At 60.6% G+C, this 23,296-nt stretch carries 19 protein-coding genes; 7 read left to right on the top strand and 12 right to left on the bottom strand.

Annotated elements, in window-relative coordinates; all coding sequences use genetic code 11:
- Window positions 1-92: 92 nt before the first annotated feature.
- From JMY24_RS31745 to JMY24_RS31720, 6 genes are all read left to right on the top strand, one after another.
- Window positions 93-1,142, top strand: a complete 1,050-nt coding sequence (locus tag JMY24_RS31745) for an ABC transporter substrate-binding protein (RefSeq protein ID WP_128598010.1) — start codon at window positions 93-95, stop codon at window positions 1,140-1,142.
- A gap of 262 nt (window positions 1,143-1,404) precedes the next feature.
- Window positions 1,405-2,682: an ABC transporter permease gene (locus JMY24_RS31740; RefSeq protein ID WP_128598009.1), complete on the top strand. Its 1,278-nt coding sequence runs from the start codon at window positions 1,405-1,407 to the stop codon at window positions 2,680-2,682.
- 15 nt (window positions 2,683-2,697) lie between these two features.
- Window positions 2,698-3,537 (top strand): ABC transporter permease, encoded by an 840-nt coding sequence (locus tag JMY24_RS31735; RefSeq protein ID WP_128598008.1) that lies wholly within the window; start codon window positions 2,698-2,700, stop codon window positions 3,535-3,537.
- 152 nt (window positions 3,538-3,689) lie between these two features.
- Entirely contained in the window at window positions 3,690-4,751 is a 1,062-nt protein-coding gene (locus JMY24_RS31730; RefSeq protein ID WP_128598007.1) for an OmpA family protein, read from the top strand.
- 137 nt (window positions 4,752-4,888) lie between these two features.
- Window positions 4,889-5,527, top strand: coding sequence for a response regulator transcription factor (locus tag JMY24_RS31725; protein ID WP_128598006.1), 639 nt, complete (start codon window positions 4,889-4,891; stop codon window positions 5,525-5,527).
- Window positions 5,528-5,546: 19 nt separating this feature from the next.
- Complete coding sequence (locus JMY24_RS31720; RefSeq protein WP_128598005.1) at window positions 5,547-5,927, top strand: Hpt domain-containing protein; 381 nt, start codon at window positions 5,547-5,549, stop codon at window positions 5,925-5,927.
- Window positions 5,928-5,949: 22 nt separating this feature from the next.
- On the opposite strand, the gene JMY24_RS31715 is transcribed toward JMY24_RS31720, so the two are convergent.
- The 12 genes from JMY24_RS31715 to JMY24_RS31660 form a co-directional block, all read right to left on the bottom strand.
- Window positions 5,950-6,717, bottom strand: coding sequence for a lytic transglycosylase domain-containing protein (locus tag JMY24_RS31715; RefSeq protein WP_128598004.1), 768 nt, complete (start codon window positions 6,715-6,717; stop codon window positions 5,950-5,952).
- 2 nt (window positions 6,718-6,719) lie between these two features.
- Window positions 6,720-7,553, bottom strand: coding sequence for a TadE/TadG family type IV pilus assembly protein (locus tag JMY24_RS31710; RefSeq protein ID WP_413231284.1), 834 nt, complete (start codon window positions 7,551-7,553; stop codon window positions 6,720-6,722).
- The gene (locus tag JMY24_RS31705) at window positions 7,550-7,900 is read right to left on the bottom strand and encodes a DUF192 domain-containing protein (protein ID WP_128598003.1); all 351 of its coding nucleotides are present in this window, start codon (window positions 7,898-7,900) and stop codon (window positions 7,550-7,552) included. Before JMY24_RS31705 ends, JMY24_RS31710 begins: the two co-directional genes overlap by 4 nt.
- The gene (locus JMY24_RS31700) at window positions 7,897-8,778 is read right to left on the bottom strand and encodes a type II secretion system F family protein (RefSeq protein WP_128598002.1); all 882 of its coding nucleotides are present in this window, start codon (window positions 8,776-8,778) and stop codon (window positions 7,897-7,899) included. Before JMY24_RS31700 ends, JMY24_RS31705 begins: the two co-directional genes overlap by 4 nt.
- Window positions 8,779-8,780: 2 nt before the next feature.
- A complete protein-coding gene (locus tag JMY24_RS31695) occupies window positions 8,781-9,629 on the bottom strand; it encodes a type II secretion system F family protein (protein WP_128598001.1) in 849 nt (282 codons plus the stop codon).
- A gap of 10 nt (window positions 9,630-9,639) precedes the next feature.
- Entirely contained in the window at window positions 9,640-11,559 is a 1,920-nt protein-coding gene (locus tag JMY24_RS31690) for an ATPase, T2SS/T4P/T4SS family (RefSeq protein ID WP_128598000.1), read from the bottom strand.
- A gap of 22 nt (window positions 11,560-11,581) precedes the next feature.
- Window positions 11,582-13,330, bottom strand: coding sequence for a type II and III secretion system protein family protein (locus JMY24_RS31685; protein ID WP_128597999.1), 1,749 nt, complete (start codon window positions 13,328-13,330; stop codon window positions 11,582-11,584).
- 24 nt (window positions 13,331-13,354) lie between these two features.
- Window positions 13,355-14,446, bottom strand: coding sequence for a Flp pilus assembly protein CpaB (gene cpaB / locus JMY24_RS31680; RefSeq protein WP_201703570.1), 1,092 nt, complete (start codon window positions 14,444-14,446; stop codon window positions 13,355-13,357).
- Window positions 14,447-14,665: 219 nt separating this feature from the next.
- Window positions 14,666-15,379 carry a hypothetical protein gene (locus JMY24_RS31675; RefSeq protein ID WP_128597997.1) on the bottom strand — a complete coding sequence of 238 codons (714 nt, stop codon included), beginning with the start codon at window positions 15,377-15,379 and terminating at the stop codon, window positions 14,666-14,668.
- On the bottom strand, window positions 15,376-16,263 hold the full coding sequence (locus tag JMY24_RS31670) for a hypothetical protein (RefSeq protein WP_128597996.1): 888 nt from the start codon (window positions 16,261-16,263) through the stop codon (window positions 15,376-15,378). The genes JMY24_RS31675 and JMY24_RS31670 overlap by 4 nt, the downstream gene beginning before the upstream one ends.
- Window positions 16,260-17,789: a pilus assembly protein TadG-related protein gene (locus JMY24_RS31665; protein ID WP_128597995.1), complete on the bottom strand. Its 1,530-nt coding sequence runs from the start codon at window positions 17,787-17,789 to the stop codon at window positions 16,260-16,262. Before JMY24_RS31665 ends, JMY24_RS31670 begins: the two co-directional genes overlap by 4 nt.
- A 25-nt stretch (window positions 17,790-17,814) precedes the next feature.
- Window positions 17,815-18,096, bottom strand: a complete 282-nt coding sequence (locus tag JMY24_RS31660) for a Flp family type IVb pilin (protein WP_128597994.1) — start codon at window positions 18,094-18,096, stop codon at window positions 17,815-17,817.
- A 592-nt stretch (window positions 18,097-18,688) separates the two neighbouring features.
- On the opposite strand from JMY24_RS31660, the gene JMY24_RS31655 reads away from it, so the two are divergent.
- A partial coding sequence (locus JMY24_RS31655) for an ESPR-type extended signal peptide-containing protein (protein WP_268960828.1) occupies window positions 18,689-23,296 on the top strand: 4,608 nt, incomplete at its 3' end.

The raw sequence follows: 23,296 nt of genomic DNA, 5'->3' as shown, positions 1-23,296 counted from the left end.
CGCGCATGATTGCATGAGAAGAGCGGTCGGCAGCACATAAAAAAGTCGCATGAATGATGCTTGAAACCACCACCAAAGGAGAGCAACACACCATGAACAAGATCGGGAAATCGCGCTGTGCCGTCGCTGTCGGTGCTGTGGCGCTCGCGCTCGGCGCGGCGCAGGTCAATGCGGCCGAACTGACGGTCGTGAATTTCGGCGGCGCGAACGGGGACGCGCAAAAGGCGGCCTTCAACCAGCCGTTCGAGTCGCAGAGCGGCACCAAGGTGACCGCCGTCGAATACAACGGCGAGCAGGCCAAGGTCAAGGCGATGGTCGAGGCCAAGCATGTGAACTGGGACGTGGTGGAGGTCGAGTCGGGCGACATCGGCCGCGGTTGTGACGAAGGTCTGTACGAGAAACTCGACTGGTCGAAGATCGGCAAGAAGTCGGATCTGATTCCGGAAGCGCCGCAAACTTGTGGCGTCGGCTTTTTCGTGTGGTCGACGGCGCTCGCGTATAACGCCGACAAACTGAAGACCGCGCCGTCGGGCTGGGCCGACTTCTGGGACGTGAAGAAGATCCCCGGCAAGCGTGCGATGCGCAAGGGCGCGCGCTACAACCTCGAATTTGCCTTGATGGCCGACGGTGTTGCACCGAAAGACGTCTACAAGGTACTGGCGACCAAGGAAGGCCAGGACCGCGCATTCAAGAAGCTCGATGAGTTGAAGCCGAACATCCAGTGGTGGGAAGCGGGCGCGCAGCCGCCGCAATTCCTCGTGGCCGGGGACGTGGTGATGTCGACGGCGTACAACGGCCGGATCGACGCCGCGCAGAAGGAAGGCAAGAACCTGAAGGTCGTGTGGAACGGCAGCATTTATGACCTCGACTATTGGGGGATTCCGAAGGGCTCGCCGAACAAGGCGCTCGCCGAGAAGTACATCGCCTTTACGATTTCGTCGAAGCCGCAGCAGGACTACGCGCACCACATCGCCTATGGTCCGGTGAACGTGGCGGCGATCAAGGCGCTCGACGCGAAGACGCTTGCGAACCTGCCGAACTCGCCGGCCAACGGCAAGAACGCGGTTCTGCAGAATTTGTCGTTCTGGACGGACCATGGCGACGAACTCGAGCAGCGTTTTTCGTCGTGGGCTTCGAAGTAGGGAGCGCGTGATGTGAGGAAGCACGCGCAGGGTGTGAGGTCGGTGCGCGTGGGTTTGGATGCATGGGACGGAAGTAAGTGCTAAAGCACTAACTCCCGTCGACAGCTTTGCATGGGACAGGAGTAAGTGCTAAAGCACTAACTCCCGTCGACAGCTTTGCATGGGACAGGAGTAAGTGCTAAAGCACTAACTCCCGTCGACAGCTTTGCATGGGACGGAAGTAAGTGCTAAAGCACTAACTCCCGTCGACAGGAGAACGGGTGTGACTACGATGACGATCGCCGCCGATTCGACGCCGGAATCGATCGGCCGCCTCAAGCGCGAACTGAAGGCCGCGGAAGCGAAAAAGCGCGCCACAGCGTTGCTGCTGATTGCGCCGCTTGCGATTTTTCTGCTGCTGATCTTCGTCGTGCCGATCGGCGCATTGCTGACGCGCGCCGCGCAGAATCCGGAAGTCGTGAACGCGCTGCCGCATACGCTCAGCGCATTGAGCACCTGGGATCGCAAGACGCCGCCGCCCGACGCCGCATACGCCGCATTGGCGACCGACCTGACCGCGATCGCCGACAGCGACGGCATGGGTGCGCTCGCGCGACGGCTCAATGTGGAGATTCCCGGTTATCGGTCACTAATCGCCAAGTCGGCGCGCGCCATGCCGTTCGTCGACGACAACAACCAGCCGTTGCAACTGACGCCCGCCCAGTTCCACGCGAAGTTCGCCGAACTCGACGAACGCTGGAGCAACATCGCGTACTGGCAAGCCATCGCGAAGAACGGCAGCCCGTATTCGCCGTTTTATCTGCTCGCTTCACTCGACCACAAGCAGGACGCGTTCGGCCACATCATCCCGACCGATCCCGACCAGCAGATCTATCTCGCCGTTTTCAGCCGTACTTTCGTGATCGGCGCGGCCGTCACGTTTTTTGCGCTGCTGCTCGGTTATCCGCTCGCATACTGGATTTCCACGCTGCCCGAGCGTCGCGCGAACCTCGTGATGATTCTCGTGCTGATTCCTTTCTGGACGTCGATCCTGGTCCGCGTCGCCGCATGGATCGTGATCTTGCAGAGCGAAGGGCTCGTGAACAAGGCGCTGATCGGCAGCGGCTTGCTGCACGATCCGCTGGCGCTGCTGTTCAACCGCACCGGTGTGTACATTTCGATGACGCACATCCTGCTGCCGTTCATGATCCTGCCGCTCTACAGCGTGATGAAGTCCATCCCGCCCACGTATCAACGCGCGGCCATTTCGCTCGGCAGTCATCCGTTCGCCGCATTCTGGCGTGTGTATGTGCCGCAAACCTATCCGGGCATCGGCGCAGGCGCGTTGCTGGTTTTCATTCTGGCCATTGGCTACTACATCACACCGGCGCTGCTTGGTGGACCGAACGACCAGATGGTCAGCTACTACGTCGCCTACTTCACCAACGTGACGATCAACTGGGGCATGGCATGCGCGCTCGGCGGGCTGCTGCTTGCCGCCACGCTCGTGCTGTATGCGATCTACGGACGCTTCACGCGCTCATCGCTGAGCCTTGGCTGAACGGAGCCCACCGCCATGAAACTTGCCAAGCCCCTCTTTGCGCCACATACGTCGCTGATCGAGCGCGTATGGTATTTCGCGTTGCGCACGCTCGCCGTGCTCACGCTGCTGTACCTGATCCTGCCCGTGCTTGCGATCGTGCCGCTGTCGTTTTCATCGAGTACTTTTCTGGTATATCCGATTCCGGGCTGGTCGCTGCGCTGGTATCAGAATCTGATTGCGTCTGATGAGTGGCGCATGGCGGCTAAGAATAGTTTCATCGTCGCGCCGTCCGCGACGGTGGTCGCGACCGTGCTGGGGACACTCGCGGCAATTGGACTTACCAAAGCGAATTTCCGCGGCAAGGGCTTGCTGATGGCAATCCTCATTTCGCCGATGATCGTGCCGGTGGTCGTAGTTGGCGTGGGCATGTATCTGTTCTTTGCGCCGCTCGGTCTCGCCAACACCTATATCGGGCTGATTCTCGCGCACGCGTCGCTCGGTGTGCCGTTCGTCGTGACGACGGTGGCCGCGACATTGCAGGGCTTCAACTACAACCTCGTGCGCGCAAGCCTGTCGCTCGGCGCCAATCCGGTGAAGACGTTCTTCCGCATCACGCTGCCTGTGATTGCGCCGGGTGTGATTTCCGGTGCGCTGTTCGCGTTCGCGACATCGTTCGATGAAGTCGTCGTCACGCTATTCCTCGCCGGCGCCGATCAGACGACGCTGCCGCGACAGATGTTCACCGGCATCCGCGAAAATATCAGCCCGACTATTGCGGCGCTCGCTACCATCCTGATCGTTTTCTCGACCTGCCTGTTGCTGGCGCTGGAGTGGCTTCGTGGCCGCAACGCGGCGCGGGCGGTCAGGGCATAAGCGTGGGTCGACATATACCGCCAGCCTCATTGACGCAGCGCGCCATTCGACAACTTATGACATCGTTCTAAGATTCATCCCATTCCGCGGGCTTGTCCGTCTCGTCATACTTTTATCCCTCGATAAGAAGATGCGCAAGACGCAGACATTTAATGAAAACCCCGCTAACCGTGCTTGTGTGCGCGCTGACACTAACAGCTTGCGCGGACTACGCCGCGCGCGCACGGCTCGGCATCCAGGATTCCACTCTGCTCACATCCGGCGTTGGCGCCTCGCAAGACGAGGCGGCAGGCGCTGCCAACCCGCAATGGGTCCAAACGTACGCACTCGTCCCTAACGGCGCTTCGGCGCTAGTCTCGTTGCAAGCGCGGCTCGACCGCCTGCCGCCGGAAAAGAACGGCTACTTTCGCGCGAAGGCCCAATGCTGGATCAACGCCGCTCAACAAACGCGGCAGTCCGGCGACCATTGGGGTTTCGTCGAAGAGGCCATCGGCCAGGCGGCGACCATTACCATGGGTCTGGAAAGCGGCACACCGGTATCTGCTGCTAATCCTGCGCTGCGCACCGTGTCCACCGTGCGGCCCGATCTTTGGCAGATCGTCAATACCATCAAGTCGGACCCTGCCGTCGCCTCATGTCACGAGGCGCAACCGCCGCTCGCATGCGCCGAAGTGGAGCTGATGCAAGCCGGGCACGACGCATGGATGCGAAGCTTCGCCAATGCCGAAAAGCGCCTGCCAGACGTTCAGGACAACTTGCGTAAGTCGGCTGAAAGGGCATTGCAATGCAAGCAGGACGTAGCCGCGGGCGCAACGGCGCCGAGCGGGAAGTCGCCCAGGACAGTCACGTTGCGCGCCGATGCCTTGTTCCGTTTCAACGGCGGCAACGATGTCGCGATGCTGCCCGCCGGCCGACGCGAGCTGGACGCAGTGGCGCGCGGTCTAAAAGCGGATGCGGCGCTTCGCGAACTGAAAATCACCGGCTACACCGACCGTCTCGGCGACCACGCACATAATCAGAGCTTGTCGCTGCAACGTGCACAAACGGTAGCGCGGTACTTGCGCGCTCGCGGCGTTACCTCGCCGATTGCGATTCGTGGCCTGGCCAGCGCAAATCAACTGGTCGAGTGCCGACAAACCAGGCGTGATGATCTGGTGCGATGTCTCGCGCCGAATCGCCGCGTGGAGATCGAACTCGTCGTTGCCGCTTCCTAATGTGCCTTTGTATCGCCGCCGGACGTGGTAGCCCCAACACGCAAGCGGCGCATGGTCAGCAGACCGTCGCAGTGGGCCGGAATCGACCGCGATCGACCGCAACCGGCAATGGATGTTTTTCAGGAGATACGCAATACATGTCAACTATTCTGATTATCGACGACCACCCAGCGTTCCGGATGATCGTCAGGTTGCAGCTGATGCAATTGCTGAGCGTCGAAGAAGTCATCGAGGCGGACAACGGTCAGACAGCCGTCGAAATGGCTCGCCAGTACAAGCCGGACCTCGTCATACTCGACCTCGACATTCCGCGCATCAGCGGGCTTGACGTCATTCCGCGTCTCAAACTCGTGCATCCCTCTATCCGTGTGATGGTGCTGTCGGGGCACGACCCGGCCACTTTCGCGCCGCGCGCAATGCGCTCAGGCGTTCACGGTTTTGTCGGCAAGTCGCAGGAGATGAAGGAGATCATGCGCGGCGTGGAAGCGGTGCTGGCGGGCTACACCGTATTTCCGGTCGCGCCCAACGGCGCGAGCATTACGCCGGGAGTGTCGCCGAGCGGCGACGAGGGCAGAATCATGTTGCTCTCCGACAAGGAACTCGTCATTTTGCAGATGCTCTCGAAAGGCATGTCGAACAAGGTGATCGGCGACGCGCTGTTCATCAGCAACAAGACCGTGAGCAGTCACAAAACCCGCATCATGCACAAGTTGGGCGTGAAATCACTGGTTGAACTGATCGATCTGGCGCGGCGTTGCCGGATTGCGTCGGCGTGACGAGCGAGGCACGTGCACCGTGAAAACCGAAATATCTTGTCCCGATCCGCGTCTGCTTTGGGGAAAGGCGCTGGACCTGGTTGGCGACGATGAACATGCCGCCGCACATTTGCTTGGGCTGATTGCCGACACGAATCAAACGACGCTGGCATCCTTGCATGAGCACTTGCAGGTGGCGCGCTGGGAAGGCGTCGGCAGCGCGGCGCATCGCATTGCCGGTTCGGCTCGCATGCTCGACTGCGGTGCGTTGATTGCGCTCCTCACCGCTCTTGAGGCGGCGGCGCGCGCGCAGAACAGCGAGCTGGCAACGGCGCTCGTGCCGGTAGTAGCCGAGGCAGTCGCAACTCTCGACAAATCAATTGCAGAAGCGCTGAGGTCAGAACCGGACTCGGCAGAGTGAGAGCCCGGTTGCAGGTTGTCCGTCAGTTTCTGACTTGGGAACCGACCATGAACAAGCGGCCATAGGCGCGTTCAGGCGTTTCTTTTTCCAACGCCGTGGCCGTTGAAGAGGCTACGTTGCGATACCACCTGTATCGGGCGATGACCTTCGGCACATAGCTCATCGTTTCCGCATACGGTGGAATTTGCCCGCCATACTTCTGCACGGCGCCTTCGCCGGCGTTATAAGCCGCCAGCGCGAGCGGCAGGTCGCCGAACTGTCGCATCAGGCCTTTCAGATAACGGGCCCCTGCAGCGACATTCTGACGTGCGTCGAAAAGATCTGACGCACCGTGCCTCGCGCCTGTGCCGGGCATCAATTGCATGAGCCCTGTTGCGCCTTTAGGTGAGACCGCCTGCGGGTTGCCTCCCGACTCCACCTCGATCACCGCCATCAACAGTGCGCTGTCCATGCCGGCGGCGCGCGCGGCCTGGTCGATGATGGGCGAAAGTGCGATCACTCGCGCGACCGCCGATGCGGACGCTTGCTGTACGAGGTCAGCCGATAATGGACCGCGGGGCTGAATTACGACGGATTGTCGGCCGTCCGTCTCGTCAGGTGAGGAGGCGATGGTGCGCGACGCCGTGCCAACAGATAGCGCGGCGGACTCCGCGTCAACTCCCATTCCTCCGACCATCATCACAACGCCGGACGCAGGGCGTCCACGCGTCAGGACAACGTCGACTGCGTGAGCAAGCAGCGGTAGATAAGCGCCGCCCGCGGCCACGGCGATCAGCAGCCACCGACGCACCGTCAATTGCCTGTCGGATTCGGCGAGTCGTTCAGCGCCGATTCTCTAAGCGGCGACTGCATGCGCACTATCGCTTCCGAGTCCAGCGAGATTGGCCAGCGGCCCGTCTTAATGCCGTCCACGAGCTCGATTCTGCACAGGGTGTCGCCATTCTTCGGAAAACCGAAGGGATCGAGGTCGGGCCGGGCAGGCTCGCGAGTCAAGATTCCGCCCGTGCCGATAGGGCCGATCACGTTTGCCGCGTAATAGATCACTTTGTTCACTAGCGGCACATACATGTCGTAGCAGTAGTGCACATGTATCTTCAGGATGTTGGCATCCTGAATGTTCATTCGCGACGATGCGGCAGACGATATCGAGGAGTCGCGATACATCAGCGAGTCGTTTGGAATCTCGGTATAGGTCGCTGCTTCTTCCGGATGGTAGCGTGGTCGCGCGTAGTCGCCGATGGCGGCGCTCGTGGGATTGAGCACGGTGATAACGCTGAAATTGTTCGCGTCGGCCTGAGCTTTCGCGAGTGCGGCGGCAACGCCTTCGGCGCTCGCCTGGCGGGCGTAGATTGGCGCGAGTCCGCGTGCGAGGCCCGAGCGCATTGCCTGCATCGAGCCGTGGTTGACTGCGCCTTCGCGCGCGGCTTCGAGCACGGCTACATCCAGTGTCGACTTCGCCTGGTAAAGCAGCACGAACTGCAACGTGCCAAAACAGACGAACAACAGTAACGGCGCGATGATGATGAACTCCACCATCGACTGGCCCGACTGCTTGCGCTTGCGTGCGTCGCTGTTCGAATCAGCACGGGACCGCAGTTTCGGTAAGCCGGATGAGGGAAATTTCACGAGGTTGCCTCGAAAACAAAATAATCGCCGACGGCCAAACCGTGCTTGCCAGCCGCGCCGGCCGGCATCTCCAGAGTGTGGGCCGCGCGCAGGTTGAGCAGCAGGCGTCGCTTGCGCACCCCGTGATGAATCGCGACGACACGTTCATGCCGGTCGAGAAAGAGCACGTCGATGTCAAAGCGCATGCCGAATGTGTGTACGGAGCCGCAGCGTCTTAGCAGAATGGCTTCGCCGGGCGGCAGCGAGTCGCGGCCGAGCAGGCCACGCATGCGTTCGCACATGGTCTGCGTGATCGAGACGTGGATGCCTGCGTCTTTCCCGTGAACCTTGAGGCGCGCGAATTTCACAAGAAGCCCTCCTGCACGAACTTCATTGCGATCGGGAAACCCAACACGATGAAGGTGATCGGAAAAATGAACACCAGCAGCGGAAATACGAGTTTCACCGGAGCTTCCATTGCTTTCTTCTCCGCTCGCTGGAAGCGCTCGGAGCGGCGCTGCTCGGATTGAAAGCGCAGCGATTTGGCGAGACCGGCACCCATCCGTTCGGCCTGCACCACCGCACCGACGAAGTTCGTGACTTCCTGGATGCGCAAACGGTCGTCAAGGCGGCGCAACGCTTCGGTGCGGTTCAGTCCGGATTTCAGGTCGCGTAGTACATGCTCGAGTTCCCGGCGCAAAGGGCCCTCGGGGCCTTTTTCAACGGCCTTCTGGATTGCGCCGTTGATGTTCAGGCCCGCTTCCACGGCAAGCGTCAGGAAGTCGAGATAGATCGACAGATGCTTGAGAATTTGCGCGACGCGGCGGCGCCGCACGTCGCGCGTCCAGATGCGCGGATAAAAGTAGCCAAGCATGGCGGCGCCAAGCAGCACGAGCACTGAGAAAATGCCGAGCGCGAGCATAGCCAGAAGCGCGAGCAGTGAAGCGACGACCGCGCCGATGATAGACAGCGCGATGAACTGATGCGCGTTCATCAGAAACGTCAGCGACGTGAGGCGCAATTGCAGGTCGGTTTTCTCAACGAGCTTATTGCTGAATCGCGAGCCGAAATGGTGGACCACGAAATTGACGAGCGGCCACAATGGGCGCAGCGACTTCGGCAGCGGATCGAGAAACGTGCGGTCCTCTTGCGGCACGGCGCTGGCGAGGCCGCTGACCGACATATAGCCGATGCCGATAAGCACAACCAGCCCGACACTGACGGCGAGAGCGATGAATAGCAGCATGGTCAGACGTCGATATTGGTAATCTTGGAGATTGAGAAATAGCCGAGAAGCTCCATCACGCCGATCACTGCAAGCGTGGCCCAGCCGACCGGCTCAGTGAAAAGCGGCGCCATGGCCTTCGGCTCCATGAAGCGCAGCACCAGCATCAGGAACAGCGGCAGACAGGTCATTACGATTCCCTGCATGCGTCCTTGCGATGTGAGCGCCTTGATCTTTCCTTCCATCGTCAGCTTTTCGCGTAGCGTGCGCGCCACCGACTCCAGTGCTTCGGCAAGATTGCCGCCCACCTCGCGCGCGATCGTGACGGCTGCTGTCATCATCAGAAAGTCGGGAATGGGAATGCGCTTTTCGACGTTGCGCATGGCAATGTCCAAGTCGATGCCAAGGCGGATTTCCCGCATCAACAGATCGAATTCCTGCGAAATGGGAGCGGGTGTCTCATGCACCACGGCTTCCAGCGCCGTCGGGAAACTGGCGCCCGCACGAAGCGCGCCGGACATCATGAGCAGCGCGTCGGGCAATTGCTTCTCGATCGCTTCGGTGCGCTTCTTATGCATGCGCTTGAAGTATTTGCGCGGCAACATCATCGCAATTGGAATCGAAGCCGCCGCAATGAGAAGGCTGTGGCTCAATAGAAAGACGACGATCGGCAAGCCCACAATGACGACCATGCTCCACGCAGCGGCCTTCTGCCGGTTCACGAACACGAACGCGTCGGCGAGCGACGACTCTATCTCGCCAGCCATCTGACGCGAGCTGGCCCGCAGCGTCGACGTGCCCATGCGTGTGGCGAGGAAAATCAGAAACAGGCTGCCGAGGAACGCCAGCACGAGAATGATTGGAAGGCTCATGGTCGACCTCTCATTCCGGGCGCGTGAATATGTCGGTATTCACGGGAATGTGCCGGCGAATCAGTTCTTGATAGAAGTCGGGAATATAGGCAGTGGGCACAAACTTGCCCTGAATTTTGCCCTGTTCGCTGAAGCCTTCTTCCTTGAATACAAAAACGTCCTGAAGCGTGATGACGCCGGACTCCATGCCGCTCACTTCGGTGATATGCGTCACGCGGCGCGAACCGCACGAAAAGCGGGACTGCTGCACGATGATGTCCACCGCCGAGCAGATCTGCTCGCGAATGGCCTGCACCGGAAGGTCGAGGCCGGCCATCAAGGTCATCACTTCGAGACGCGCGATACAGTCGCGCGGCGTGTTGGCGTGGGCGGTGGTCAGCGAGCCGTCGTGGCCGGTGTTCATCGCCTGCAGCATGTCCAACGCTTCGCCGCCACGGCACTCGCCGATCACGATACGATCCGGGCGCATCCGCAAACAGTTCTTTACCAGATCGCGAATGTTGACCGCGCCTTTGCCTTCCATGTTGGCCGGACGCGCTTCGAGCGAGACGAGGTTTGGCTGCGATAGTTGCAGTTCCGCGGCGTCTTCAACGGTGACGATGCGTTCGTCGTCGGGAATGTAGCTCGACAGCACGTTGAGCAACGTTGTTTTGCCCGAACCCGTGCCGCCCGAAATGATGATGTTGGCTCCCTGCTTCACGGCAGTGTGCAGGAACTCGAGCATCTGCGGCGATAAGGTGCCGAATTTGATCAGGTCTTCGCCGACGAGTTTGCGCTTGGAGAATTTCCGGATCGTAATGCTTGGGCCTTTCAGCGCGAGCGGCGGAATCACGGCGTTCACGCGCGAGCCGTCGGCGAGACGTGCGTCAACCATCGGTGAACTTTCGTCGATGCGGCGGCCGATCGGTGCGACGATTCGTTCGATCGCGCCGACTACCGCGCGGTCGTCGGTGAAAATGACCGGCGAGCGGGTCAATTGTCCGTTTTGCTCGATGAAGATCTCGTTGTGACAATTGACCATGATTTCAGACACGGTGGGGTCCGCAATCAGTTCTTCCAGCGGTCCGAGCCCGATGATTTCGTCGAACACGCTTTTCTTCAGAGCATCGAGCGGAATGTCCGGAGTGCGGAAATTGGGATCGTGATTCAGGATCTCGTCGAGAGCGACGCTGACCGTGCTGCGCAATTCGTCCTCTTCCATGCGCGAGACGTTCAGACGCCGCAGGTCGAGCGCGGCGATCACTTTCATGTGAGCCTGCTTGCGCAACTCGATGCCGAGAGGGCTGTTTATCGGTGCGACCGGCAAGACGCCGGCGGTCGTCTGCCTGGACGGCGCGGGCTGCCTGCCCGGCGGGGCATCGGCTGTCTGCTGATGACCGTTCGCTTCTCTCGACGCAGCGAACGATAGTGGGGCATGTGCCATCGCATGCGCATGCGCATGCGAGCCAGCCGACGCCGTTGAAGTGGCTGCATGCCCCGTGGACAAGCTTTGCGTGTCTGCTCCGGGTTGAGCTTCCATGGACCACGCCACTTGATGTAGCGCAACAGGCACAGCTTCTGCGAACTGTGCGGAGTGCGTATCTTGCGTTGACTGTGCGCGTGGAGCGGGCGGAGCGGATGCGGCGGACGGAACCGGTGTTGCGGCGGCGCGGACGATCTTGATCGTCGTCATGCCGATTTCGATCTGGTCGGCCTCGGTCAGCGGACCATAGCGCGTGATCGGCGAACCGTTGACGAGCGTTGCCGCTATCCCGCCTTGGTCCTCGATGTAGTAAGCATTGTGCTCGCGCACGATGCGCGCTTGCAGCTTACCTATCAGAAGTCCCTTGACGTTGATGTCGCAGCTTGCATCCTTGCCGATCGTGCATCCTTGTTCGACCTGGAGCGCGCGCATAGTTGTATTGCGCGTGTGTATCTGAAGATTGAGCATTATGGTTCTCCGCGAGGCGCGTTTAGTTCGGCGCGCTGCCGAGGACGCCCACCTGCTGCGGCGGCACCTTGCCGTTCGTCGTGGACTGACCGGCATCGTGCGGCGCAGCGGGTGCCGCTGGCGGCTCCTGGCCGGCATTAAGCATGCGAAGCGCCTCCGCGACACCTTCCGGAGGCCTGCTTGCTGACGGCTTTAGCGGCTGCGGCTGCGGTGCCGGTTGAGCCGGCGCGGTGGGTGTTGCTTGAGCTTCAAGATGAGCGGACGACGAAGGCAATTGAGACGTTTGCCCCGCAGCCCGAGCGGGAGCTCGACGCAGCTCAGAGACTGGCGACGGCACCGGCTCCACTGTCGGCGCACGCGGCGGCGTGCTGCGTACAGGCGCGAGCAGCAGTGCTAGCGTAGGCGCGATAGGCTGACGCGGCGTAGCGGTGTGCGTTGCTTTTTCCGCATCGGCGATAAGGGGCTCGGGGTTGCCGTACTTGTTCCGGTAGCCAAGGTCTATGCCATCGGCGCGTGCCAGCAGATCCGAGTTGGGCGCGAGTTCCGGATCGGAAATGAGCGGCGTCACGAAGATGACGAGATCGCTCTTCTTCGCACGGAAGCTGTCCGAACGGAACAGCTGACCGATGACCGGTATTTGGCCGAGGAACGGCATGCCGTTGCTATCGTTAGCTGCATCGGCGCTGATGAGTCCGGAAATGGCGAGCGTCTCACCGGCGCGCATCGAAATATCTGAACTGGTGCTGCGCGTCAGGAAGCCAGGCAGACCGCCGTAACTCACCGTCGGGTCGATCTGGCTGATCTGTGTGGTCAGATGCGCGGAGATAATGCCGTTTGCGTCGACGACAGGATTGATGCTCAGCTTGACGCCATAGTCCTTGTACATCACGTTCGTGGTGCCGAGCGCCCCCGATTGCGGAATGGGCACTTCCCCGCCTGCCAGGAAACTCGCGGTCCCGCCGCTCTTCGTATTCAGTTCGGGCGCAGCGAGAACAAATGCATCGCCGTTGTCGACGGCGAAGTTGATCTGAGAAGTAATGTTCGACGCGATACCTGCAAGAAAGTAGCTCGTACCGGCGGTAATCGCTTTTGCGGCACCTGTAGCGACGCTCGCTGCCCCGCCGATCTGCGGCCCCTTGAAGGCGCTATCCCACGCAATGCCGAGATTTCTTTGGGCGTTGCGCGTTACTTCCATAATCTGCACCTTGAAGTGGACCGTCTTCCTGAGCGCATCGCCTTCGTCTACGGTCGTAGTGTCGATCACGTTTTTCATGTCCTGGGTCGCCGATTTGACGATCCCCACCATGTCGCGGTGCACGACGCCCGACAGGACGATATTCGAGCCGATTGCGTCGATGCAAAGCCCGGACACGGACTTCAGCACCGCGCGCAACTGTTGCAGTGACGCGTTCACTTCGGCCTTCGCGACCCGCACCGTGGTTTGTAGCGCGATGCCTTTCTCATTCCACACAACGAGCGACGTCATGCCGTCCTGCTCGCCTAGCAGCATCAGGCTGCCGTCTACCACGTTCGCGGTGATCAGCTTGCCGTTACCGATCGCGATGCGTTTGACGGTGCCGGGCACATGCAGGATGCGCACCTCGCCGCGGAACATCTCCAGAACATGCGTGCTCGCCGACGCGTCGTCGGCCGCCGGAGAATAGACGTTCTGAGCTAACGCGAGCGGCGTGGCTTCGCACAACAACATGCCGATCACGAAGGACGGCAGGACCCGGCGGCGCAACTGCGCCGCGTTGTTTTTGACTTTCATGGTGTGAAACCTGTGCTCGGTACTTTAGTTCTGCGCAGGCGCGCTGGGCGCAACGGCGTTCTGCAGTTGTTTGGCGATCGCGTTGGCCTGCTCGTAAACGCTTGCTGGGCGCTGCGGCAAAACGGACGCTGGTTGAACGGCAACAGGCGGCGCGTTGGCTGCCGCCGGCGGCTCGTGTGTGGAATCGGACTGCACGCTCGGAATGATGTTGGCGTTAGTCGCCCCGCCCCCCGAAATCACTTCGACAACCTGTGACGTCGCGGCCTTGCCGCTCGGGGCTCCTAAGTTCGCCGGGTCCGTGAACACGTCTTTTTCCTCGACCAGCGATGGACCGTCGCTACCCTTGTCGTCAGCGTTGCGCAAGATAAGACGCAAACCGCCGATTTTCTGCGCGAGCGTGATGCGTCCGACGTCCTCTGCCGGCACTTGCAGCGTCACGGTGGTGTAGCCCATGCCTTCCTGCCGGCTCATCGCGCTACTGTTTGCATTTGCCTGATCGTGCTCGGCGGCCTCGCCCGCGTCGCGTGGACGAAGGTCCTGACCGGTGGCGAGGACCAGTGCGTTCGGCATCATTAATTGCGCCACCTTTTTATCGTCCGAGGTGTGGTCTTGATGGAAGACTCTGCCGATCCAGTACACGTCGACGCGATTGCCCGGGCGGAGCATCAATGCAGTGGAGTTAACCGTATCGATTTCCACCGTGACGGCGCGTTGCCCCGCGGGCAGCACGTCGGAAAAGTCGCGGCCGCGGAGCGCGTCGATGTCGGCGGCGCGCAAAGGCAGGCCGCGGCGCACCGGTTTGACGAGGCGCGACGTGCGGTATTGCTCGAAATTGTCGGGACGCACCATGTCGTCGTAAACCAGATCGCCCTGAATTTCGCGCGACACGAAATCGCTGCTCGACAGCGGTGTGCCGGCCGGGAGATCGCGTGCCGGTACAACGACCTCTACACCGGCACGCACCTTCTTTCCGACCATTTCCGCCTTCAGCTTGTTTTCACGGTCGTTGAGATATTTATAGAGGAGGAAAGTCAGGCCGCCTGCAACGCATACAGCGAGGAACAGCAGTACCCATGAGTTCGCGAGAAGCGAGCGGATTTTAATTTTCTTAAGCATGACCAATCGACCGTTACGGGTCAGGGAAGCGAGAGGGTGAAGCTGTATGCGCTGAAGAGCGACTTGAAACTTGAGACGAGCGCCGTGAACGGCGCGACGGTGTCGCCGGTCATCAAGAGGATGACGCCGACCAGGGCGGCCGTAACCACGAGGTATTCCGCGTAAGCCTGGCCGCGCTGCCGGCTGTGCCGCGCGAGGCAATCAAAACGTTGGTGCATCTCAACGGTTCCTGGTTGCATTGATAACCGCGACAGTTCTGCCGCCCCGGTCCGAAAAGCTCGCGTCGACACTGTCTTTTCCGCGTTGCATGGCGAATGCCTTACCCTGTGGGGCTCGTGTGCCGACGGACTGATAGTCTGGTTCACGGCCTACATTCACCCACCCTAGCAAGGCGAGACGGTTGCGGTAGCGCTGCGCGTTCCAGCGCGATTCGCCGGGCATATCGAGCAGCCATGTGCGCCCTGTCTGACCGCGATCCCGGCTTTCGACATCTGAGAGAACCTTGCTCTCCTCAGGCAGCGGAATCGCGGAATCAGGAATCTTGTGATTTGCCTCATCAGTACCCAGACGGATCACGCTCATCAGGCCGCGGGTGCGCGCACCTTCCTGCTGCAGAGGCAGGTTCAGCAGATAGAGGCAATTGCCGTCGACGGCGCTGAGCATCAGACCTGACGCACTGCTGCGACCTTTCGCTGGCGCGTTCTCGGCGGTCCAGAATGCGCGGAATGCCTTCGACACATCGTCGACGGTCCCGTCGAACTGCATGCCGACGACCGATGTGGGCACGCCGTTGACGATCATGTCGCGCCCAATGGCTTCGGCGCTTTGTGGCGCGACGGGCGTCTTGTCACATGCAGTGCCCGCGACTGCCGCGCCCGCAAAGAGGACCGAGGCAGCGATTACGCCGCCCACGAGTTGATGGACGCACTTCATTGGTTCAAGCGGCTCGGCGGTACGACGTCTTGCTGGATGCGGCCGAACTGAAGCGTCGTAATTTCGGGTGCGTACTTCTGCAGACTCTGATAACCATTGGACGGCACGAGTGCAACGTTGGCGGCGGGCACCGCCTGACTGAACACGGCCTTATTGCTGTTGGAGCCGTCGGGTACCCACGTGTTCGTCATCAGCACGTTGGTGTCCGAGAATGTCAGGCCGCTAAATGCCGGCAACAGATGGTCTTTCGGCCAGAGGCGTTTAAGCACGTCGCTATCTTGAGCAATGGCGACGCTGACCGCGCCGCTTTGCAGCGTGCGCGTGGGCAGGCTCAACTGGGCTGCGTAGGCTGTGCCTGCAGTGGTAGGTACCGGCCACTTGTTCAAGGCCGAAGTGGTGCGGCTGCTTTCCGGATCGGCGGCCGCGCTGGTGCTGACCTGGACGTCCGACGCGGACGCCAGCAAAGGCTTGCCGCCGTAGTCGTTCCACATGGCCGGTTGAGTCGCGGCTAGTTGGGTCTGGTTGCGGTCGGTGCCGGAGATGGCAGCGCCGTCGCCGGCCATGATGCGTTCCAGCACTTCGCCTTTGATATCCGAATCCGTCTTGCTTGCGGCGAGCGCAGCACTGCCGTAGTTGCTCGACCAGCCTTCCGTGGTGGTTGGATCGCCAGCGAGATTTTTTGCTGGATCGCTGTCCGTCCATACGGTGCGCTCCCATGCGACGTAGCGCGAGCCCATCAGCGTGCGGTTACGGACGTCATTGAACTTGCCGAGCATGATGATCGCGAGCATCAGCACGCTCATCACCGTGATCATTGCGACGAGAAATTCCACCATCGCCTGGCCAGCTTGCGCGGCGGCGGTTCCAGAGTGCGTTCGTTTCATTGCTTTGGCGCCTGCAGATCTGCCGGTGTCTGGTTTGCCTGCGCAGCTTCGCGCTCGGCGGCACTGACCGGTGCGAGCGTAGCTTGCCAGTAAGGGCTGAACAGGCTTGGGTATTCAGTGTGATGGTCCGGGCGTGCCCATTGGTCCGCATGCATCAAGCCGCCGATAATCGAACTGCTGAGCGACGTCTCGTCTGGGCGCACGAAGTAGGCGTTGGCGCTCGCGAGAGCGCGCATCGCACCGCCGGCCGCGTTGGTATTCACTTGCATTCGTCCGCCGCCCTGAAGGCCGACGGTTTTAACGAGCGTATCGCTGCTGCGCGTGACTTCTATCGTGATGCGAGGCGCTTGCGCGGCCACTTGTGCGCCGCCAACTTCCTGGTAACGCAGCAGCCCGCCGTTGACCGGGTCGAGCGAGGGCCCGGGCCCTGTGCGGAACTGTTCGGCCATCGCGTCCGGTACTTGCCACCCCGGTGTCGAACTGCCGGTGTAACCGAAGTTGAAATAGCCGCCGTACCCTTGCCAGTCCTGCCATGCAGCGAACGGCGGATGGGTCATATAGTTCGTGATGTTGCCGTTGGCGCTGCCGCCATAGCCGGCTTCAGATTCAATGGGTCCGATGCAACTGATTCGAAGGTGCGCGGTACTCGCGTCGATCGACTGCCAGCCGCTCTTGTCGTTGCGTAGCTGGGTGCCGCCGTCGTGCGTTACGTTGATGGTGAACGAACTGCCGGACCCGCAGATATTGTTGGCGCTGTCGTTCAATTGCTGAAAGCTGGGGGCGACGCTGCGCACCGAGTCGCGATTCTTGACGAAGCGGTCAAGAGTGGCGGCGTTCGTCACGACATCGGCGAAGTTGTCCTGGCCGAGGGCGCCTGCGGGAGTGACAGTCGCCGTATATGAATTCCATGCGGCTAGCTGCGCGGCATTGCGCGGGCTCGTGAAGTACCCAGCCGTAACGTGCGTGTCGGGCTGATTCAATTGCGCGATGGCGTCGGTTGCATCGGGCACCGCGGTGAACACCGCTGCGTGGTAGTTGGCTTGAGCATCGCTCAGCGCCCGGTTGAGCGAACCGATGTTCCTGGCTACGGTGGGCAGCAGCGCATCGAGAGTTGCACGCACCGGCGCGATGTCGGCCTTGCCGATTTGCTTCGGTGTGCTCCATTGAGCCGGATGATCCGCGAGCACGTTGACCGTATTGTCGAGTTCCGACAGAGAGTAGGTGGCGTCGAGTTCGTCGATCCAGGATTTCAATGCGACGATCTGCGCGGCCGTGACCTGATTGGCGATCATTGCCCGGTTGGTGTAGGCCGAGAAGTTATAGTCACGCGCCTGCAACACGGCTGCGCTGTATGCGGCAGCGTCGGCAGTGTTCTGCAGTTTGATTTTGGCGCTCGTCATCTGGAACGAGTTGAATGCCACAAATAGGCCGATGCAGCCGACCAGAAGAAAAATCAGAGCAGGGACCAGCGCCTGCCCGCTAGCGCCGGCAACCCCGGCCCTGCCCTTGCGGGCAGAGCGTTTCATGATGGATATCGCTAATCGGAAGAGATCAGTTGCCGACGTTATTAGCGTCGTTATACGTACCCATGTTCTTCGTCTTGTTGGCGTTGGTCGTTGCGTCGTTGGCGTTGGTTTGCGCCTTCGAGATGTTGCTCTGTGCGTTCTGGCCGGACATTTCAACGGCGAGGCCGGCGGTCTGGTTACGCAGCGTCTGACCGAAGAGCGAATAGACGCCAATTGCGGACACAGCGATCAGCGCGACGATGATGATGTATTCCGTCATGCCTTGACCGAGTTGATTATTTTTGCGGCGGATTTGTTTAAGTTTCATGATTTTTTTCAAAGGGATTTAAGGTGCCTGGACACGGCTGTGCAAGCGGTTTTGTCCTAGATATAGAAATCAAACTAGGAATCTTCCTGCTTGAAACGTATCAGCAACAGTGTCGAGCGAAGTATAAGAATGTAGCCCGCATATAGATCGGTGAAATTTCCGAATCTAGACAATGCAATTCCCCTATTGGCGTCGCATTTAAGCGTAGGCCACCTTTCCGCTTGTCAGGGATGGCCGGTTCGCCGCGCGGTACGGCACGACGTCCCTACGCTGCAGGCCGCAGCTGGCGGCGCACTGAGAGTGCGTCGAGTCGCGCTATATGACGTGCGGACTTCTCAATGAGCGCGGCGGTCCGTGCCAACTGAATGCGCGGTTTCCGCGGACTGTGATTCGCCGAGCATTAATGCAGAAAATTCCTGCACGTTTTTCGTGTTTCCTGATTTTAGGAGATAGAGCCCACCGTTAGATTCGCGATGCGCGAAAACTTTGTATCGAGCTTTAAACGTGCCGGTCGGTTTTTTTGCGGGGAGCGTGTGCGCACGATTTCTCAAATCGAACTGCAAGCGGGGCTTGCCCTCTATCTAGGGAATTTATGAATAAGTCGTATATCAGCGTCTGGAATGACGTAACCGGAACATGGGTGGCTGCGCCCGAGACTGCGAAGGCGCGTGGTCGTGCGACAGCTTCGTCTACTACCTCCTCGGCTGATGCCGATGTCGAGAATCGCCCGGCAACCGCGTTGAAGGCCGCATTCATGCCGATTGCCATGGCGATCGGCGCAATGGGCATGTCCATTTTGCCTGGTACGGCAGCGGCCCAGGCGGTCACAGGAAACGGTGGTCTTGAGTTGTGCCCTGGGCAGATGGGAACGGCTGGAATGGGCTCGTCCTGGGGGCCGCTATCCAGCACCGTCGGCATGGTGTCCTGCAGCGTTAGCGGGACCGGGGATCGAGGGATGTCTTTCTCGTTGAATAACGGGGCAGCAGATAATGGCGCATGGGGTTACGCTGACAACGCTATTACCGCGCGTGTGACCGGCTTTGCCGATGGCCGCCTGGAACTGGTTGGGCAGGGCGGTATCGACGTGCTCAACACCGCGAACATGAACGGTAACAAGATTACCGGCTTGGCAGCGGGCAATGTGGCATCGGGGAGTTCCGACGCGGTTAACGGCGCACAACTCTATCAGTACACGCGATACTTCCAGGCGAACTCGCCGTCGTCCGAGGCGGCAAGCAGTGCGCAGGCCAGGGGAGCGAGTTCAGTCGCTTCCGGGCCGTATTCGATGGCACTTGGCAGCAATTCCAGTGCATACGGTGCAAACACCGTCGCTTTGGCGTCGAACTCGGTTGCATTGGGTGCGGGTTCCGTTGCTAGCCGCAGCGACTCCGTGTCTGTCGGTTATCTATCCGCAGACGGTACATCGCAGTACACGAGACAGATCACGAACGTGACCGCAGGCGCTGCGGGCACTGACGCCGTCAACGTCAACCAGTTGAATGCCGCTATCGCGAGCGTCAACGGCGGCGGAAGCGGCGGCGGTCTTGCTGCCAATGCCGTCACGTACGACAGCTCCGCCTCGACCTTGATTACGCTCAAGGGCACGAACGGTACAAAGATCAGCAATCTGACGGCCGGCGACATCTCGTCGGGCTGGAGCACGGATGCGGTTAACGGTTCGCAGTTATATCAGACGAACCAGAACGTTGCGAACGTTGCAAGTAACGTTGCCAATGTTGCCGGCAATCTGGCCAATGTGACCAACGTGGTCAACAACATCGTTAACAACGGCATTGCGGGTAATCCGCTCGTCGTTGCATACGACTCGTCGGCTCGCGACATCGTAACGCTCGGCGGCACGACGCACACGGCGGCTGTCAAGCTGACGAACGTGGCGGCCGGCGACATTTCCTCGGGCACGAGCACGGACGCGGTCAACGGCGGCCAGTTGTACACGACCAACCAGAACTTGAATGCTCTGGCGAACAACGTGAACAGCGCCGTGATGAACATTTACAACCACGGGGTCAAGTATTTCCACACGAATTCGACGCTGGCAGATTCGTCGGTCGTCGGGGCCGAATCGGTGGCGATCGGTGGCATGGCCATCGCATCGGCGAACAATTCGGTGGCCCTCGGTTCCAATTCGACGGCAGATCGCGCAAATGCGGTGTCGATCGGTTCGTCAACGTCACAGCGTCAGATTATCAACGTTGCCGCTGGCACACAGAACAACGACGCAGTGAACCTCGGCCAGATGACCGCTGCGATCAACGCTGCCGCGGGCGGTGGTTCGCCGGACGCAGTGGTGTACGACTCATCGGCGCACACGAAGCTCACGCTTGGTGGCGCGGCCGCTACGACGGCGGTCGGCCTTACAAACGTGGCGGCCGGTCAGGTTGCTTCGACCAGTAAAGATGTGGTGAACGGCTCGCAGCTGTACAACACGGCGAGCAGCGTGGCGAACGCACTGGGCGGCGGTTCCAGCGTGAGCGCGAGCGGCGCTGTTACAAGCCCGACTTACACGGTGCAGGGCAGTACGTACAGCGATGTAGGATCGGCCCTTGGCGGAGTCGACACAGCTATCAGCGGCCTCAGTAACGAGGTTGCAAATTCCTCGAAGTACATCAAGGTCGTATCAGCTTCTTCTTCGGCTATCGCGACGGGCGCCGAAGCCGTGGCGATTGGCGGTGGCGCATATACAAGCGGCGCCAACTCGGTAGCTATCGGCTCCGGCGCGCGTGCCCAGTTTGCAAATTCGGTGGCGCTTGGAGCGAACTCGCGTGTGACCGCGGCGAATGCTGTGTCTGTCGGCGACGTGGGCTCAGAGCGTCGCATCATGAACGTCGCTAACGGCGTCACGGGTACCGACGCGGTAACCTACAGCCAGTTGAACGCAGTTCAAGCGGCACTCACGCAGCAAATTTCCTCACAGTCGGGTGGCCTCAAATCGATGCTGCTGGGTGCAACGCCGCTGGGCGCTACGCCGGTCACTGCCTATATCGCGGTGAGCTCGAACGTCACGGCTGGCACTACAACGAGCACCGACAACTCGCAGGACGCAATGGCGATCGGGCCCACGGCTACTGCGCTGGGTCAAGGCTCTCTAGCGGTCGGTGCAGGTTCGGGTACGGCCTTGGCTGGTTCGACTGCAGTCGGTACCGGCGCAGCAGCTCTCGCGCTCAACACGACTGTGATTGGCGCCGGCGCAAATACTAGTAACGCTGCGACAAATGGTGTCGCGATCGGCTACAACGCAGCTGCGCAAGGCGCGAACGCCTTGTCGCTCGGCTCCGGCAGCATGGCTAATGCGTCGAACGCAATTGCGATGGGCGCTAGCGCAGTTGTGACAACGACTGGTGCGAATTCGATGGCCTTCGGTGCAAATGCCATCGCAAGCGTCACCAATTCAGTAGCGTTGGGTAGCAACTCGGTCGCGGACCGTGCCAACACTATCTCGGTGGGAAGCTCTTCGGCACAGCGCCAGGTCGTCAACGTAGCCGCGGGTACGCAGGGCTCGGATGCAGTGAACGTCACCCAACTGACCGGCGTGACGAACGTGATCGGTGGCGGCGCGGCAGTGAACCCCGACGGTACGATCAAGAAGCCGGCCTTCACGATCGGCGGTCAGACTTACACGGACGTTGGCGCAGCTATCGCGGCGGCATCGAACGGCTCGGCAAACGCCGTGCAATATGATTCGTCGTTGCATACAAAGGTAACGCTCGGCGGCTCGGGCACATCCGTGCCCGTCACGCTCAGCAACGTAGCGAACGGCATCGCGAACAACGACGCGGTCAACGTTGCGCAGTTGCAGGCAATGGGCGGCACGTTTAACAGCAGTGGTGTGGCGACTAACGCTTTCGTCGCCTATGACGACACGACCAAGGGCAAGGTGACCTTCGGTGGCTCGGGCGCAACGAAGGCAGTGACGCTCACCAACGTCGCGAACGGCGTCGCAACCAGCGATGCGGTCAACGTTGCGCAATTGCAGGCAATGGGCGGTAGTTTCAACAGCAGCGGCGTGGCGACCAACGCTTTTGTCGCCTATGACGATACGACCAAGGGCAAGGTCACCTTCGGCGGCTCGGGTGCGACCAAGGCAGTGACGCTGACGAATGTCGCGAACGGTGTAGCCAGCAGCGATGCAGTCAACGTTGCGCAGTTGCAGGCAATGGGAGGCACGTTCAACAGCAGCGGCGTACTGACGAACGCGTTTGTCGCGTATGACGACACGACCAAGGGAACGGTCACCCTGAAAGGTACCGGCGGCACCACGATTACGAACGTGAAGGCTGGCGGCCTGTCGGCAAATAGCACGGACGCGGTCAACGGCGGTCAGTTGTATCAAACGAACGCGACCGTGGCAAACGTCGCCGGCAACCTGACGAACGTGACTAACACGGTCAACAACATCGTCAACGGTGGCGGCATTAAGTACTTCCACACGAACTCGACGCTTGCGGACTCGTCGGCGACTGGCACGGACACGGTGGCGATCGGCGGGGCAGCGAGCGCATCGGCAACGAATTCCGTCGCGTTGGGCTCGAACTCAGTGGCCAGCCGTGCTAACACGGTGTCGGTCGGCGCGGTTGGTTCCGAACGCCAGATCGTCAACGTGGCGAACGGTACGAACGGCACCGATGCGGTGAACTTGCTGCAGTTGCAGGCATTGGGCGGCATGATCAACAGCAGCGGTGTCGTCACAAACGCCTTTGTCGCTTACGACAGCACGACCAAGGACAAGGTGACCTTTGGTGGGTCTGGTGCGACCAAGGCGGTGACGCTGACCAACGTTGCCAACGGTGTGGCAACAACCGATGCGGTCAACGTCGCACAGTTGCAGGCAATGGGCGGCACGTTCAACAGCAGTGGCGTTGTCACCAACGCGTTCGTCGCGTACGACGACACGACGAAGAGCAAGGTGACATTGGGCGGCTCCGGCGCGACCAGGGCGGTGACGCTGACCAACGTTGCTAACGGTGTGGCAACAAGCGATGCGGTCAACGTTGCGCAGTTGCAGGCAATGGGCGGCACGTTCAACAGCAGTGGCGTTGTCACCAACGCGTTCGTCGCGTACGACGACACCACGAAGAGCAAGGTGACATTGGGCGGCTCCGGCGCGACCAGGGCGGTGACGCTGACCAACGTTGCTAACGGTGTGGCAACAAGCGATGCGGTCAACGTTGCGCAGTTGCAG

The sequence above is a fragment of the Paraburkholderia kirstenboschensis genome (assembly GCF_904848585.1).
Taxonomy (GTDB): domain Bacteria; phylum Pseudomonadota; class Gammaproteobacteria; order Burkholderiales; family Burkholderiaceae; genus Paraburkholderia; species Paraburkholderia kirstenboschensis.
The sequence above is the reverse complement of the archived record's forward strand: the minus strand, read 5'-3'. Positions and strand labels throughout refer to the sequence as shown.